The following is a 15491-nucleotide window of genomic DNA, read 5'->3' as shown; positions in this document are numbered from 1 at the left end:
GCAGCCAATGGATACCACGGTCGCCGATCCCCTTCTCGGTGCGCTTGTAGACGGGCGCTACCGCGTTCGCTCCCGTGTCGCCAAGGGCGGCATGGCGACGGTCTACACCGCACTCGACGAGCGGTTAGAGCGCACCGTCGCCTTGAAGATCATCCACCCTGGACAGTCGCACGATCCGAAGTTCGTCAACCGGTTCACCGACGAGGCGAAGACGATCGCGCGGCTCACCCATCCCAACGTCGTCGCGGTGTACGACCAGGGCACCCACCACGGGCTGCCGTATCTGGTCATGGAGTTCGTGCGGGGCCACACGCTGCGCGAGGTGCTCGCCGAGCGCCGCCGCCTGCAGCCGCAGGAGGCCCTCGCGATCATGGAGCAGATGCTCGCCGCGATCGCCGCCGCGCACCGCGCCGGTCTCGTCCACCGCGACGTCAAGCCGGAGAACGTGCTGGTCGCGGAGGCCCCCGGCGACTCGCACAACATCATCGACGGCGTCGTCAAGGTCGCCGACTTCGGCCTGGCCCGCGCGGTCGAGGCCAGCGCCGACGAGACCGGCTCGCACCTCATGGCCACGGTCGCCTACGTCGCGCCGGAGCTCGTCACCGACGGGCACGCCGACCCGCGCACCGACGTGTACTCCGCCGGCATCGTGCTCTTCGAGATGCTGACCGGCCGGGTGCCCTACGAGGCGGACCGCCCGGTCGAGGTCGCGTGGCAGCACGTCGACCGCGACGTGCCGTTCCCCTCGCGGTACGTGCCGGGACTCCCGCCGGCCATCGACGACCTGGTGACCCGCGCGACCCGCCGCGACCCCGGCGCCCGCCCCACCGACGCGGGCGCGATGCTCGCCGAGGTGCAGGCCGTCCGCGAGAGCATCGGCATGGAGATCGCCACCCGGTCGCGCCCGCTCGCGCAGCCGACGGTGATCGTGCCGCAGATCGAGTCGGTGCCCCAGACGCAGAACGTGTACCGCACCGGCGCGATGGAGCCGGCCCGGCCGTCGTGGGCGAAGCTGCCCAGCCCCTCCCCCGCGCAGCCGCCCGCCCGCCGGCGCCGCGCCGCCGAGCCCGAGCCCGTCGGGCCCGCCGCCCGGCTGGCGGAGCTGCTCGCCCAGATCAACGCCAACCCGCGGACCCGTCTCGCGGTGATCGCCTCGATGCTGACGCTGGGCCTGCTGGTGGCGATCGGCGGGTACTGGATCGGCGTCGGCCGTTACACGGACGCGCCCGACCTGACGACGATGTCCAGCGACATGGCCGGCCAGCAGGCCAGGGCCGCCGGGTTCAAGGTGAAGTTCGGCCCGCCGAGGTTCGACGCGAAGATCGCCAAGGACAAGGTCCTCGCCCAGGACCCGGGCGCGCACGCGCGGATCCTGGACGGCGGCACGATCACGCTCACGCTGTCGCTCGGCCCCGAGATCCACAAGGTGCCCGACATCGCCGGCAAGGAGTACGACCTCGCCCTCGTCGACATCCAGGCGACCGGGCTGCAGGCGACCCGCGCCGAGAAGTACGACGACGCGGTCCCCGCCGGCTACGTGGTCGAGACCGAGCCGAAGATCGGCACCGAGGTCAAGCCCGGCCAGACGATCAAGGTCTTCGTCAGCAAGGGCCCCAACCCGGTGAAGGTGCCGCTCGTCATCGGCAAGAACGTCGAGGAGGCCAAGCAGGCCCTCACCAAGGTGAAGATCGCCATCGGCAAGATCGAGCCGGTCGACAGCGACAAGCCCAAGGACGAGGTCGTCTCGCAGAGCATCGGCGACGGCAACAGCGTCACCGACGGCATGGTCATCGACCTGCAGATCTCCAAGGGCCCGGCGCTCGTCACGGTGCCCGAGGTCCGCGGCCAGCAGCTCGACCAGGCCCGCCAGCAGTTGGAGTCGATGGGGCTCAACGTCGACGTGCAGGGCTTCGGCACGGTCCGGCAGATGGACCCGCAGCCCGGCACGCAGGTGCCGCCGGGCACACGCATCCGTCTGCTCGCGTACTTCTAAGTGGCGGCCTCGGTACAGGGGACGGCTGAGACACCGGTCGGCGGGCACGCGCTCGTCGCCGGTGGCCTGGCCAAGGCGTCGCAGCGCTACGTCGAGCAGACCGGCGCGACCGCCGTGCAGATCTACGTGTCCAACCCGCGCGGCTGGGCGCTCGCCGAGGGCGACCCGGCCCAGGACGCCGCGTTCCTCGCCGGCTGCGGCGACTGGGGCGTGTCCGCGTACATCCACGCCGCGCTGCTGGTCAACCTCGGCTCCCCGACGGAGGCGACCGTCGAGCGCTCCGTCGCCACCCTCGAGCACGCCCTGCGCCGCGGCAAGGCGATCGGCGCGCGGGGCGTGGTGTTCCACGCCGGATCGGCCGTCGACGCCGTCCACGCGGAGAAGGCTTTGGATGTCGTACGAAAGGTGCTCCGGCCACTCCTCGACCGCGCCGCACTGGAGGGCTGGCCGCCGCTGCTGGTCGAGCCGAGCGCCGGAGGTGGCCGGTCGCTGGCGTCCAGGGTCGAGCACCTGGAGGCGTACCTGACCGCCGTGGACCACCACCCGCAGCTCGGCGTCTGCTTCGACACCTGCCACGCCTGGGCCGCGGGCCACGACCTGGCCTCCCCGGGTGGCATGACCGCCACGCTCGACACCCTGGTCAAGGCGGCCGGCCCGGGCCGGCTGCGCCTGATCCACGCCAACGACTCCAAGGACGCCTGCGGCTCCACCCGCGACCGCCACGAGTCACTGGGCAAGGGCACGATCGGCCCGGCAGCGTTCGCGGAGCTGGTCCGCCACCCTGCCGCGGCCGGCGTCCCCCTCATCGTCGAGACCCCCAGCGGCGACCTGTCCGCCGACCACGCCGCCGACATCGCCCTGCTCCGCGCCGCCCTCTGACCCTGCCGCTACAGCAGGTAAAATTACGGAGGGCAACCGCGCGACTCCGCGCTTGAAGGTCAATTAGTAGGCGTGATGTAGGGTGCAATAGACCGGCACGCACCGCCGACCAGGTCCGCCATCCGACGCCGTGCCCGCCATGCGAGTCGCCGCTGCGGCCCGCAGGACCGGAAGCCTCCAGCCCGCCTCCCACGCGCGCCCGCGCGCACGGAACCCGCCTCGGCGGCAGGCCCACGGACGGCACGAGTGCGATCAGCGGGCACGACCGACGGCTGGGAATCTCCGGCAAAGGCTGCGCGGGAAAGCAAGGCTGCGCGGGAAAGGCTGAGCGGAGAGGTCAGGTCAGGAGCTTCGTCAGGACCGCGGCGGCGGTGGAGACGGCGTCGTCGGTGAGGTCGAGGTGGGTGGTGAGGCGGACCGTCCGCGGGCCGAACGGTGACACCAGCACGCCCTGCTCGGCGGCCGCCGCCGTCAGCTGCGCCGCGTCCAGCGGCGCCGCGCGCAGGTCCAGCATGACCAGGTTGGTCTCGACGCGGGCGGGGTCGGCGGCGCCGGTCGGGGCGAGCGCCGCCGCCAGGTGCCGCGCCTTGGCGTGGTCGTCGGCGAGGCGGTCGATGTGGTGGCGGAGGGCGTACAGGCCGCCGGCGGCGAGGATGCCGGCCTGCCGCATGCCGCCGCCGAGGCGCTTGCGGATCAGGCGGGCCTCGGCGATGCGGGCGGCGGAGCCGATCACCAGGGAGCCGACGGGCGCGCCGAGGCCCTTGGAGAGGCAGACGGAGAGGGTGTCGAAGAGCTGCCCGTACGTCGCCAGGGGGACGCCGGCGGCGACGTGCGCGTGCCAGATGCGGGCGCCGTCGCAGTGCAGCAGCAGGCCCGCGTCGTCGCAGACGGTGCGCAGCGCCTGCAGGGTCTCCAGCGGGATGATGGTGCCGCCGCCGCGGTTGTGGGTCTGCTCGACGGCGATCGCGCTGGTGGCGACGGTGTAGCCGCCGGCCGGGCGGATCATTCCGGCGACCGTGGCCACATCGAGAGCACCGCCGGCGAAGGGCCATGTGCGGGTGGAGATGCCGCCGTACGCGGCGGCGGCGCCCATCTCGTAGGTGACGACGTGCGCGTCGGCGTCGCAGAGCAGCTCGCCGGCGCGCGGGACGACGAGCTGCAGGGCGATCTGGTTGGCCATGCAGCCGGACGGCGTGAAGAGGGCCGCCTCGTGGCCGAAGAGGGACGCGGCGTAGGACTGCAGCTCGTGCAGCGTCGGGTCCTCGTCGAACACGTCGTCCCCGACCGGCGCCTCGGCCATCGCAAGACGCATGGCCGGCGTCGGCCGGGTGACGGTGTCCGAACGAAGATCCGCTAACACATCAGCCACGCAGCATCTCCGCGACGAGGAACGCCAGCTCCAGGGACTGCTGCGTGTTGAGGCGCGGGTCGCAGGCGGTCTCGTACCGGCCGGGGAGATCCTCGTCGACGATCGCCTGGGCGCCGCCGAGGCACTCGGTGACGTCCTCGCCGGTCAGCTCGACGTGCAGGCCGCCCGGGTGGGTCTCCAGCTCGCGGTGGACCTCGAAGTAGCCGAGGACCTCGTCGACGATGCGGTCGAAGTGCCGGGTCTTGTACCCGTTGGACGACTCGTGGGTGTTGCCGTGCATGGGGTCGCACTGCCAGACGACGCGGCAGCCGGCCGCGGTGACCTTCTCCACGATCGGCGGGAGCGCGTCGCGGACCTTGTTGCTGCCCATGCGGGCGACGAACGTGAGCCGGCCCGGGATGTTGTCGGGGTTGAGCTTCTCGAACAGTTCGAGGGCCTGCTCGGGGGCGGTGGTGGGGCCGAGCTTGACGCCGATCGGGTTGGCGATGCGCGACATGAAGTCGACGTGAGCGCCGTCGATCTGGCGGGTGCGCTCGCCGATCCACAGGAAGTGCCCGGACAGCCCGTACGGCCGGCCGCCGGCGATCCGGGCGAGCGGCCGCTCGTATTCCAGGGCGAGGGCCTCGTGCGAGCAGTACAGGGTGACGGTGCGCAGCGCCTCGTCGTCGTTGACGCCGCAGGCCTGCATGAAGCGCAGCGCGCGGTCGATCTCGCGGGCGATCGCCTCGTAGCGCTGGCCGGCGGGCGAGGTGACGACGAAGCCCTTGTTCCAGTCGTGGACGGCGTGCAGGTCGCCCATGCCGCCGCCGAGGTACGCCCGGAGCATGTTCATGGCGCTGGACGAGTTGGCGTAGGCGCGGATCATCCGCTGCGGGTCGGCGATGCGGGCCTCAGGGTCCTGGTCCAACGAGTTGATCATGTCGCCGCGGTACGCCGGAAGCCCCAGCGAATCGAGGGCCGCGGAGCGCGGCTTGGTGAATTGGCCGGCGACCCGGCCGAGCTTGATCACGGGCAGGGACGCGCCGTAGGTGAGCACGACCGCCATCTGCAGCAGGGTGCGGGCGTTGCCCAGGACGTGCGCCTCGGTGTTGTCGGCGAACGTCTCGGCGCAGTCGCCGCCCTGCAGCATGAACGCCTTGCCGTCGGCGACGAGGGCGAGCCGCTCGCGGAGCTGGTCGACCTCGTAGGGCGCGACGATCGGCGGCACCGACGCCAGCAGCTGGCCGACCTCGTCGACCGCCGCCTGGTCGGGCCACGGCGGGGTCTGCGCACGGGGCAGGGCGCGCCAGTGGTCGAGACCGAACTCGTCGTCCTCGGAGTTGCCCGCGACGGCCACTCGGGAGATCTCGGGACCGGGGTATGTGAAGTGGTGCCACTCCTGCCGCATACGCAAAAGCCTACCGACCCCTCGGCCCGGACGGGTGTCGCCATCCCGCCCGGTCCCGGAGTACGGAACACGCGGACCCGGAGCACGGAACACGCGGGCCGGGCGCACGGAACACGGGGACCCGGCGCACGGAACGCGTGCGCCCGGTCCGCGGGAACTGAGACGCAGCCCACGGTGCCGGAGCCCGCGAGCTACATGTTGATCATGTGGCCGGCCAGACCGTGGATCGCTTCCTTGACGGCCTCGCCGAGGGTCGGGTGGGCGTGGACGTTGCGGGCGACCTCGTGCACCGTCAGGTCCCACTGCTGCGCCAGGGTCAGCTCCGGCAGCAGCTCGGTGACCTCCGGCCCGATGAGGTGCGCGCCGAGCAGCTCGCCGTACTTGCCGTCGCTGATGATCTTCACGAAGCCGGTCGCGTCGCCGAGGCCGTGCGCCTTGCCGTTGGCGGTGTACGGGAACTTGACGACCTTCACGTCGAAGCCCTTCTCGCGGGCCTGCGCCTCGGTCCAGCCGAAGCTGGCGATCTGCGGCTGGCAGTACGTCGCGCGGGGGATCATGACGTAGTCGAGCTCCATCGTCTCCGCGCCGGCGATCGTCTCCGCGGCGATGATGCCCATCGACTCGGCGGCGTGCGCGAGCATCAGCTTCGCGGTGACGTCGCCGATGGCGTAGATGTGCGGCACGTTGGTGCGCAGCCGCCCGTCGACGGCGATCGCCCCGCGCTCGGTGAGCGCCACGCCGGTCTTCTCCAGCCCGTACCCCTCGACGCGGGGCTGGAAGCCGATCGCCTGCAGCAGCTTGTCCGCCTCGAGCACCTGCGCGGCGCCGTCCTTGCCGATGACCTCGACGCTCACGCCGTCGGCGGTCTCGGCGACGGCGGAGACCCGCGTCGAGGTCAGCACCTGGATGCCGAGGCGCTTGTACCGCTTCGCCAGCTCGGCGGACACCTCGACGTCCTCCAGCGGGACGAGCCGGTCGAGGAACTCGACGACGGTGACCTTGACCCCGTAGTTGTGCAGCACGTAGGCGAACTCGACCCCGATCGCGCCGGCCCCCGCGATGATGATCGACGACGGCAGCTCCTCGGAGAGGATCTGCTCCTCGTACGTGACGACCTTGTCGGACAGCGACGTGCCGGGCAGCAGCCGGGTGGTCGCACCGGTGGCGATGATCGCGTTGGCGAACGTCACCGTGTCGTCGCCGACCTGCAGGGTGTGGTCGTCGAGGAAGACGCCGCGGCCGTGGTACTGGCGGATCTCGTTCTTCTTCATGAGGTAGTGCACGCCCTTGACCCGGCCGTCGGCGACCTTGCGGCTGCGCTGGAACGCCGCGCCGTAGTCGAAGGTCACCGAGCCCTGGATGCCGAACGTCTTGGCCTCGGCGGTGAAGATGTGCGCCAGCTCCGCGTTGCGCAGCAGCGCCTTGCTGGGGATGCAGCCGACGTTGAGGCAGACGCCGCCCCAGTACTTGTCCTCGACGATCGCGGTGCGCAGGCCGAGCTGCGCGGCGCGCACGGCGGCGGTGTAGCCACCGGGGCCCGCGCCGAGGACTACAACATCGAAGTTGTCGCTCATAACCAGTCCTTGCGTTTGAAGGTGACGTACAGCCCCACGGACAGCACCACGATCAGCACGGCGGAGGTCACGAACCCGGCGTGGTGCTCGTATCCCGGAAAAGGCAGATTCTGCCCGTAGTAACCCGTAACAGCCGTGGGTACCGCGATGATGGCCGCCCAGCTGGTGACCTTCTTCATGATGTTGTTCATCCGGTTGCCCTGGACCGCGAGGTTCGACTCCAGGATGGTCGCGACGAAGTCGCGCAGCCCCTCCGTCCACTCCGTGACCCTCAGCACATGGTCGTACAGGTCCTGGTAATAGGGGGCGATCTCCTCGTCGACGAGCTTGGCGCGGGTCAGGCCGTTGACCACCTCGCGCATCGGCAGCACGACCTTGCGCAGGTGGCTGAGGCTGCGCCGGAGCCGGAAGCTGCGCTGCTGCACCTGCCGGACCGCCTGCGGGGTCTCCTCGAAGAGCGTGTCCTCGAGGGCCTCCAGGGCGTCGTCGAGCGCCTGCACCGCGTCGAAGTGCCCGTCGACGACGACGTCGAGCAGCCCGTGCAGGAGGTACGCCACGCCGTGCCGGGCCAGCTCGGACGTCGCGTCCCAGCGGCGTACCACGGCGTCCATGTCGAACCCGTCGCCGTGCACGGTGATCAACGCCCGGCCGGTGATGAACGCCGACACCGGGCACACGGTCAGCTCGCCGCCGTCGCCCTCGAAGGTCGCCTGGTACGCGCTGAGGAACAGGTGCCCGTGGTAATGGCTCAGCTTCGGCCGTTCCCGGGGCGACGACGCGTCCTCGATCGCCAGCTGATGCAGGCCGAACTCCTCCTGCACCCGCTCGTACACCTGCGGCGACGGCGACACGAGATCCAGCCATACCACCGTGTCCTCGGCGGCGAGGTGCTCCGAGATATCGTCGAGCGGGAAATCCTCGGCCACCAGGTCACCGTTGCGGTAGAGCCGCGTTCGCGCCATGCCGTCATCCAACCAGAAGGAGGCAGGCGTGGCAGCGTTCATCGAGGCGACGCAGGTCCGGCCCGCCGGCGACGGCTTCGACGCCGAGCTCGATCCACTGTGGACCGTCGGCGGCAAGCCCAACGGCGGCTACCTCCTGGCGATCCTGGCCCGCGCCGCGATCGAGGCCGCCGGCACGCACCCCGACCCGCTGTCGGCGAGCGCGGTCTACCTGTCGCCGCCGGACCCCGGCCCGGCCACCGTCACCGTCGAGGTGCTGCGCACCGGCCGCACCGCCAGCCAGGTCCGGTCGCGGCTGTGGCAGAAGGACCGCGCGTGCGTCGAGGCGCTGTTCACCCTCGGCACCCTGGCGGCGGCCGGCGAGCCGCGCTGGGTCGACGCGCAGCCGCCACCGGTCGCCGCCGAGCAGGGCCTGTTCCCGACGCCGTCGGAGGCGCCGGGCACGGGGCTGCGCATCGACATGCTGGACCAGTTCGAGCAGCGCATCGACTGGCAGGCGGTCGGTGACCCGCCCGGCGAGCTGCGCGGCTGGCTGCGGCTGCCGGACGACGCGGCGTGGGACCCGGTGTCGCTGCTGTTCGCCGCGGACGCGTTCCCGCCGGCGACGTTCACCCTCGGCAGCCACGGCTGGACCCCGACGCTGGAGCTCACCGTGTACGTGCGGGCGGCCCCCTCCCCCGGTCCGCTGCGGGTCCGCCAGCGGGCCCGGCTGCTCACCGAGAGCCTCGTCGACCAGGTCTGCGAGATCTGGGACGCGCGGGACCGGGTCGTCGCGCAGGCGACCCAGCTCGCCGCGTACCGGATGCCGGCAGCATGAACGTCATGCCGGCACCGTGAACGTCGCGCCGGCACCATGACGTCGCGCCCCGCACCGGACGGTGCGGGGCGCGACTGTGGGAGAGGAGGTTACCGCTTGACCCGTTTCCGCACGCTCTTGCTGGTGCTCCGCCACGCGTTGGTCGCAGCCTTCATGGCCCGCTGACGCGGGGTCTGCTTCCGGCGGCTCCGCATGACCGTGACCACCGCGACGACCACGGTGGCGACCCCGGCCGCGGCGGCGGTCACCAGTGGAACGGGCCGACGGCGTGCCACGTCCTTGCCCTGCTCGGCCAGCTCGGCCGCGCGCTGCTTGGTCTTGGCGGACATCGTGTCGACCGTGTTGCCAAGGTCGTCGCGAGTATCGATGGCGGGGCCACCGATCTTGCTCCCGTTCGCATGTGTGACGCTCATCGCTGCCCCTTTCTCTCTCTGAGAGCAGGTTGCCCATCCACCGCGGTGCTCAATCACCGCAATGTCGTGACGATCGGCGCATGGTCGGACGTCACTGCCGTGCCGACGCTGACCTCGGCGCAGGTCAGCCCCCTGACCAGGACGTGGTCGATCTGCTTCACGGGCTTGTCGGCGGGGAACGTGCGCACCGGCCGGAACGCCGCGAACCCGTCCGTGTAGCCGGCGTCGGCGAACGCGCGCATCGCCGCGTCACCGGGCTCGATGTTGAGGTCACCGGCGATGAACGTCGGCCGGTCGCCGCCGAACCGGGTCGCGAACGCGGCGATCTCGCCGACCTGGACGAGGGGTTCGGCGTCCGGCGGCGGCTGGATGTGCGTCGACACGACCGCGATCTCCCGGCCGCCGAACCGCACGACGACGCCGAGGGCCTGAGCGCCCGTCGGCGCGCCGACCGCCGACAGCCGCACCGTCTCGGCGGCGGCGACCGGCAGGTTCGTCAGCACCGCGTCGCCCCAGACGGCGTCGGCGGCCGGGGCGAACCAGTACCGCATCCCCAGCCGCGTCGCGAGGGTCCGCAGGTCGTCGTGGCCGCCGTTGAGCACCCACGCCCGGTCCACCTCGGACAGGACCACGACGTCAGGGTCCGACGCGGCGATCGCGCGGGCCGCCGCCGCCGGCCGGAAGGTGCCGTCGAGCCCGAAGCCCATGCGGATGTTGTACGCCACCAGCCGCAGCCCCCGATCCGCGCCGGCCGCGCCGGTCGCGTCAGACCGCTCGACCGGCGGGGTCGTGGTGGCCCCGATCAGCGGCACGAGCAGGCACACCGCGACGGCCGCGAGACCCGTCCGCCACGGCACGCCGGTCGCGGGCACGCCGGTGCCGGAGCGCAGCAGGATCCAGGCGGGGGCGAGCGCGACCGCGACCGGCACCCACTGGTTGGGGTAGCCGAGGTCGTAGGCGGCGTAGTAGGCGACGGCGGCGACCGCGAACACGAGCATCCCGGCGAGGGCGGCGTACCCGGACCGCGCGTTCCGGCCGGCGTCGGGCTCGGGTGGCGTGTCGGCGGCCGCGGCGCGGAACGCCCAGCCGAGCGCGCCGCAGCCGAGCAGCAGGGCGACGAACAGTCCGCCCGGGCCGTGTGACAGGCCGAAGATGACCGCCGCCGCGACGATCGTCAGCGCGGCCGCGACCCGCTCGAAGCGTCCCCTGAGCGGGCCGGTCGCCCCGGCGAGGAAACCCACCACGGCCAGGCCGAGCAGCAGCTCCGGCACGGCGGGCGGGGGTGTGGTGGCGACCGGGTCGAAGCGGTAGGACAGGGCGACGGTCGCGATCGCCGGTGACAGCGCGAACATGCCGGCGAGGAGCATCGCCGGCCCCACGAGGAACCAGGCGGCGGCGGACGTCCTACCGGGTGCCGTGCGTCGCTGGTACCAGATGAACACCAGGCACTCGGCGGCGACGAGCGGCGCGGCCCACCACCGTGACTGCCACGTCAGGTCGACGGTGCGCAACGCCGCGTGCTGCAGCGCGCCGGCGGCGAGCCCGACCGGGACGCCGACGGCCGCCGGTCCGCCCCGCACGGCGGTCGCCGCGAGCCACGACAGCCCGGCGAGCAGGCCGATCGAGGCGACGTACAGCTGTGCCTGTCCACCGTGGACGAACACCAGCGCGAACCGGGCGGCGGCGAGCCCGGCGCCCCCGGCGAGCGCCGCCTTCGCCGCGTGCCTCCCGGAGCCCCACCGGGCGGCGAAGGGCACCACCGCGAACGGGACCAGAAACCACAGCAGCGCGAACGCGCCCATGAGCTCGGCCGGTGTCGAGGCGGCCTGCCCGAAGATCGTGATGATCGACGGGAGCCAGACCCGGAGCAGATCGACCAGGAGCAGGGTCCCCGCCGCGGTGCTCACCAGCGGGGCGGGGACGTGGTGGTCAGTCCTCGCGAACGACAACCTGGACGGCGGCGTCATCGTCGAGACGATAGCCGACGCCGCGCACGGTGGCGATGATCCGTGCGGCCTCACCGAGCTTGACCCGCAGGCGCCGCACGTGGACGTCGACGGTGCGCTCGGTGCCGACCATGTCGTAGCCCCAGACCTGGCGCAGCAGCTGTGCCCGGCTGAACACGCGACGCGGGTGCTCGCACAGGAACAGGAACAGGTCGTATTCGCGGCGCGTCAGTGGCACGGGCGCGCCGTCGCGCAGGACGAGCCGGGACCCGGTGCACAGGAAGAGCGACGGGGCGTCGGGTGCGGCCGCGCCGATCCGCTTGACCTTCGCGGCGTCGACGCCGCCGATGACGGTGTCGGGGGTCTCGACCAGCCGCAGGTTGCGGCCGGTGTGCTGGGACGGCCCGTGCTGCAGGGTGTGCGCCGGCGCGGCGGCGCGCTGCAACGGGGGCTGGGGCTGCTGGGTGCGCTGGATCTGCTGCTTGGCCTGGCTGGCGGCGAGCGCCTCGAGGTCGCTGATCAGGCGGGACGCCTCCGGTGGGAGCTCGTCACCGCCGTTGAGGGTGATGTGCACGGTGATGGTGACCACCGAGGGCGCCACCTCTGGCGCGCCGACGACCGAAATGGCCATTTTCAATTCCTCTCGAAAAGCCTTTGCAATGACGCCGAATCAACGAACCGTCACTCGACAAAGGCCGTCGAAATGGTGTGCACGTCGCGAGACCCACGCCGGGTCAACGTGTACCTCAAGGCACATGGGACCGACCTTACCAGCATCATCACCCATAGCGACAGAGCTGTAACCTGCCGCACAGAATTGATCGATGACAATTCGTCTGATGTTTTCGGCCGACATTCACCGGCCATTCACGACACGTCTACGAGTCCAGCCTGGTCACCGTACGGCGACGGGTCAATCCCTTCCCGCATGTTGAGACCGCCCGGTTGTCGCCGATCACCGGACCCATGCCGAAGTGCGCACATGTTGACGACAAATCCTATCCACTAGATAGAATCTTGTCGTCCACCATATGGGATCGAGGCGCGCAACTCGCCAGGGCTGACAATACTCGCACCGAGCTCGCGCACCCGTTCGCGGAGCTCCCGGTCGGCGGTGACCACCACGACCGGCCGGTGACCGACATTGTCGGCGACGAGCGCGACGATGTGGTCGTCACCGGATCGCGGCGCGTCTTCCACGTGCACGCCCGCGACCGGCGGCACGCCGCGGGCGGCGCCCTCCACCACCAGGGTCACCGCGCCGAGCAGCGGCGGGGGCAGCGCGGCGGCGTCCCGCGCGGCCAGGGCGTCCCGGAGCCGGGTGGCCGCCCCGCGGCGGTCCCGCCACCAGCCGTCGGGCACGGATCCGACGACGTTGGCGCCGTCGACCACGATCAGCGGCTCGTCCCGCCCGCCGTCCACGTCCTCCACCCGCCCGCCATGCACGTTCGCCGGCCGCTCGTCACCCACGTTCGTCGGCCGTTCATTACGCTCGTTCGCCGGCCGCTCGCCATCCATGTGAGCAGTCTTACCCAGTCCTCGCGGGGGAACGCCTCAGCCGCACCCGCACCGCGCCGATGTCGAGCACCGGAGGCGCCATGGAACAGATCCGCGAGACGGCCGGTGTCACCCTGCGCACCATCATGCGGTACGTGCGCGCCAGGGGCGGCGACACCGCGGTCACGCACGTGCTCAACCTCGCCGGCGAACACGAGCCGCCCGAGGCGTACGACGACGCCCGCCGCTGGTGGTCCTACGAGACGAAGATCAACGTCTTCGCGGCGGCCGCGCAGGCCCTCGGCGACGAGTCCGTCGGGCTGCGCGTGGGGCAGAGCATCCTGTCGTACTCCGTCAACACCCCGCTGCGGCTCGGTCTGCTGCTGCTCGGCGGCCCCACCCAGCTCATCCGGCTCATCGCGACCACCAGCGCCAAGTTCAACGCCGCCGCCGACATGTCCACGCTCTCCACCGGGCACGGCACGGCCAGCGTCCGGTACCGGCTGCGCAACGGCTACCAGCCCAGCCGCTACGACTGCGACTACACCCGCGGGCTGCTCACCCAGCTGCCGGCGCTCTTCGGCCTGCCCGCCGCCACCGTCACCCACGACGTGTGCCAGGTCCGCGGCGCCGAGGCATGCGTCTACACCGTCCGCTGGCGGCAGCGCCGGCTGTTCTCCTGGCTGTGGCGGGGCCGCCACCGCGACGACGCCGCCGACGACATCCTCGCCGGCAGGATGGAGCTGCTGCAGCGCACGGTCGCCGAACTGGTCGCCGCCGAGCAGCCGGAGCGGGCTCTCGCGCTCGTCGCCGACCGGGCCGGCTACGCGGTGAACGCCCAGGCGTTCCTGCTGGTCGCCTCCCCCGCGCCGGACCAGCCGCGGCAGGTGCACGGCTACGGGCTCACCGACGCCGAGATCGCCGTGCTCACCGACGCGCCGCCGACCAGCTTCGCCGGCACGATCGTCGCCGACATCGCCTCACCGAACCGCTACTACGGCTACCTCGTCGCGTACTGCGAGGACTTCTTCGACGCCGAGCGCCGCATGCTCGACGCCTACGCGAACCTCGCGGCCGTCGCCCTCGACGCGCTGTCGGCGCTGGAGACGGCGGCCGAGCGGCAGCGGACCGCGGAGAGCCTCCTGGCGCTCGCCCGACAGCTCACCCTGGCCCGGACCTCGACCGAGGTCGCCGAGTTCACCGCCGACGCCGTCAAGTCCGTCATGGGTGCCGACTCCGCCACGGTACTGCTGCACCAGCGCGGCAAGCTCCGCATGGTCGCCAACGCGGGCGCCGGCGACGGCCGGCTCCGCAAGGCACGCAACCTCACCGTGTCCCCGCAGGACACCGCCCTCTTCGACCGCTTCCGCGACGGCACCGGCCAGCCCCGCGTCTACGACAGCACCAGCGACGAGCCGTTCATCCGCGCGATGCTCGACACCTTCGGCCACGACATGATGATCATCGTGGACATCGCGCTGCCGGACCACCCGTACGGCATCCTCGTCGCCGCCTACGACACCCCGCAGTGCACCGCCCGGGCCCGCGAGATCACCAACCGGATGGCCGGCGTCGCCGACCAGGCCGCCACGGTCCTGCGCACCTGCGAGCTGCTCGACGAGACCTGGCGCCTGGCCCACGTCGACGCCCTCACCGGCCTGGCGAACCGCCGCGCGTTCATGTCGGCGCTGGACGCCGCCCTCAGCGCCGGCGAGGGCGCCGTGCTCTTCATCGACCTCGACGGCTTCAAGTCCGTCAACGACACCCTCGGCCACGCCGCCGGCGACGAGCTGCTCACCGCCGTAGCCGGCCGCCTGGGCGCCTGCGTCCGCACCGGCGACCTGGTGGCCCGCCTCGGCGGCGACGAGTTCGTCGTGCTCACCCACGGCACGCTGGGCGCCTCCGGCGTACCGGACCTGGCGGAACGGATCCGGGCCGCCTTCACCGAACCGATCGCCGTGCGCGGCTCCTCGTTGGTCACCGCCCGCGCCAGCGTCGGCGGCACCCGCTTCCACCTCGCCGAGGAACCCCAACACGTCCTGCACCGCGCCGACACCGCCATGTACGAAGCAAAACGCCTGCTCACCACCGTCTACAACTAACCCCCGACCCATCCCGTCACCAACGCTTCACGGCGAGCAACATCGCCCAGATCAATTAGATCGCCCGTGCTACGGTGCAGAAGCGGTCCGGCACCACCGGCCGTGCCCCCGCTTCCGCCACCACGCCGACCCGACCGGACTCCGAACCCCGGTGACACCACATCTCGCGGACGCCGCAACAGGTTCGTGGTCACGTCGACGGGCGGTGTCCGCGCGGTCGTCGCCGGCGTGCCGGGCGGCGATCGCAGCGCGGACCTGGGGCAGGCGGGTCGCCTCGCGCAGATGCCGCACGTCGGCGCACAGATGTTGGTCAATGCCCCACTTTGCCCCCTTTGCGCGATAGACAGTGCGCGATCCACCTACAGTTCGATCTTTGTTTTGGGGGTTGATCGCGCAACGTCTATCCCGAAGAAGGGGCAATTCGGGGCATTGATCAATGTCTGTGGAAAGGGTGGCGCTCCGGACCGGGGACGCGCTGCGGATGCTCGAGTGGCGGGGACCCGCACGGAATCCGTCGCGAAAGAGAATCCAGCAACCGCCGGTTCACGGACC

Annotated in this window: 12 protein-coding genes; 4 read left to right on the top strand and 8 right to left on the bottom strand. The window is 71.7% G+C overall.

All coding sequences use genetic code 11. From position 1 onward, the window contains the following. Positions 1 to 7: 7 nt before the first annotated feature. Together ABD332_RS33335 and ABD332_RS33330 are read left to right on the top strand one after the other, a co-directional pair. On the top strand, positions 8 to 1993 hold the full coding sequence (locus tag ABD332_RS33335; protein WP_344506310.1) for a Stk1 family PASTA domain-containing Ser/Thr kinase: 1986 nt from the start codon (positions 8 to 10) through the stop codon (positions 1991 to 1993). After that, the gene (locus ABD332_RS33330; protein ID WP_344506309.1) at positions 1994 to 2872 is read left to right on the top strand and encodes a deoxyribonuclease IV; all 879 of its coding nucleotides are present in this window, start codon (positions 1994 to 1996) and stop codon (positions 2870 to 2872) included. Between the two features lie 337 nt (positions 2873 to 3209). Here the strand turns inward: ABD332_RS33330 and ABD332_RS33325 are convergent, their stop codons facing one another. The 4 genes from ABD332_RS33325 to ABD332_RS33310 all read right to left on the bottom strand — a co-directional run bounded on the left by ABD332_RS33325 (position 3210) and on the right by ABD332_RS33310 (position 8164). Next, positions 3210 to 4241: a threonine aldolase family protein gene (locus tag ABD332_RS33325; RefSeq protein WP_344506308.1), complete on the bottom strand. Its 1032-nt coding sequence runs from the start codon at positions 4239 to 4241 to the stop codon at positions 3210 to 3212. Beyond that, on the bottom strand, positions 4234 to 5628 hold the full coding sequence (locus ABD332_RS33320; RefSeq protein WP_344506307.1) for a class II 3-deoxy-7-phosphoheptulonate synthase: 1395 nt from the start codon (positions 5626 to 5628) through the stop codon (positions 4234 to 4236). Before ABD332_RS33320 ends, ABD332_RS33325 begins: the two co-directional genes overlap by 8 nt. A gap of 191 nt (positions 5629 to 5819) precedes the next feature. Further along, positions 5820 to 7202, bottom strand: a complete 1383-nt coding sequence (lpdA, locus tag ABD332_RS33315) for a dihydrolipoyl dehydrogenase (protein WP_344506306.1) — start codon at positions 7200 to 7202, stop codon at positions 5820 to 5822. After that, positions 7199 to 8164: a magnesium transporter CorA family protein gene (locus ABD332_RS33310; RefSeq protein ID WP_344506305.1), complete on the bottom strand. Its 966-nt coding sequence runs from the start codon at positions 8162 to 8164 to the stop codon at positions 7199 to 7201. The genes lpdA and ABD332_RS33310 overlap by 4 nt, the downstream gene beginning before the upstream one ends. Positions 8165 to 8192: 28 nt before the next feature. Here ABD332_RS33310 and ABD332_RS33305 point away from each other — a divergent pair, with 28 nt between their 5' ends. Then, on the top strand, positions 8193 to 8981 hold the full coding sequence (locus tag ABD332_RS33305; RefSeq protein WP_344506304.1) for a thioesterase family protein: 789 nt from the start codon (positions 8193 to 8195) through the stop codon (positions 8979 to 8981). 89 nt (positions 8982 to 9070) lie between these two features. Here the strand turns inward: ABD332_RS33305 and ABD332_RS33300 are convergent, their stop codons facing one another. From ABD332_RS33300 to ABD332_RS33285, 4 genes are all read right to left on the bottom strand, one after another. Beyond that, the gene (locus ABD332_RS33300; RefSeq protein ID WP_344506303.1) at positions 9071 to 9394 is read right to left on the bottom strand and encodes a hypothetical protein; all 324 of its coding nucleotides are present in this window, start codon (positions 9392 to 9394) and stop codon (positions 9071 to 9073) included. 53 nt (positions 9395 to 9447) lie between these two features. Continuing rightward, positions 9448 to 11361, bottom strand: a complete 1914-nt coding sequence (locus tag ABD332_RS33295; protein WP_344506302.1) for an endonuclease/exonuclease/phosphatase family protein — start codon at positions 11359 to 11361, stop codon at positions 9448 to 9450. Then, positions 11324 to 11971 (bottom strand): winged helix-turn-helix domain-containing protein, encoded by a 648-nt coding sequence (locus ABD332_RS33290; RefSeq protein WP_344506301.1) that lies wholly within the window; start codon positions 11969 to 11971, stop codon positions 11324 to 11326. The genes ABD332_RS33295 and ABD332_RS33290 overlap by 38 nt, the downstream gene beginning before the upstream one ends. Positions 11972 to 12345: 374 nt before the next feature. Further along, positions 12346 to 12810, bottom strand: a complete 465-nt coding sequence (locus ABD332_RS33285) for a hypothetical protein (protein WP_425552329.1) — start codon at positions 12808 to 12810, stop codon at positions 12346 to 12348. Positions 12811 to 12938: 128 nt separating this feature from the next. Between ABD332_RS33285 and ABD332_RS33280 the strand changes: the two genes are divergently transcribed. Continuing rightward, on the top strand, positions 12939 to 14939 hold the full coding sequence (locus ABD332_RS33280; protein ID WP_344506300.1) for a diguanylate cyclase domain-containing protein: 2001 nt from the start codon (positions 12939 to 12941) through the stop codon (positions 14937 to 14939). Positions 14940 to 15491 lie beyond the last annotated feature (552 nt).

The organism is Dactylosporangium maewongense (genome assembly GCF_039531485.1).
Lineage (GTDB): Bacteria > Actinomycetota > Actinomycetes > Mycobacteriales > Micromonosporaceae > Dactylosporangium > Dactylosporangium maewongense.
This window is presented reverse-complemented; position numbering and strand designations above follow the sequence as displayed.

Excerpts from the sequence above, each read along its gene's own strand:
- ABD332_RS33335 (WP_344506310.1), top strand. The coding sequence starts at position 8 with ATGGATACCACGGTCGCCGATCCCCTTCTCGGTGCGCTTGTAGACGGG.
- ABD332_RS33320 (WP_344506307.1), bottom strand. The coding sequence starts at position 5,628 with ATGCGGCAGGAGTGGCACCACTTCACATACCCCGGTCCCGAGATCTCC.
- lpdA (WP_344506306.1), bottom strand. The coding sequence starts at position 7,202 with ATGAGCGACAACTTCGATGTTGTAGTCCTCGGCGCGGGCCCCGGTGGC.
- ABD332_RS33310 (WP_344506305.1), bottom strand. The coding sequence starts at position 8,164 with ATGGCGCGAACGCGGCTCTACCGCAACGGTGACCTGGTGGCCGAGGAT.
- ABD332_RS33300 (WP_344506303.1), bottom strand. The coding sequence starts at position 9,394 with ATGAGCGTCACACATGCGAACGGGAGCAAGATCGGTGGCCCCGCCATC.
- ABD332_RS33295 (WP_344506302.1), bottom strand. The coding sequence starts at position 11,361 with ATGACGCCGCCGTCCAGGTTGTCGTTCGCGAGGACTGACCACCACGTC.
- ABD332_RS33290 (WP_344506301.1), bottom strand. The coding sequence starts at position 11,971 with ATGGCCATTTCGGTCGTCGGCGCGCCAGAGGTGGCGCCCTCGGTGGTC.
- ABD332_RS33280 (WP_344506300.1), top strand. The coding sequence starts at position 12,939 with ATGGAACAGATCCGCGAGACGGCCGGTGTCACCCTGCGCACCATCATG.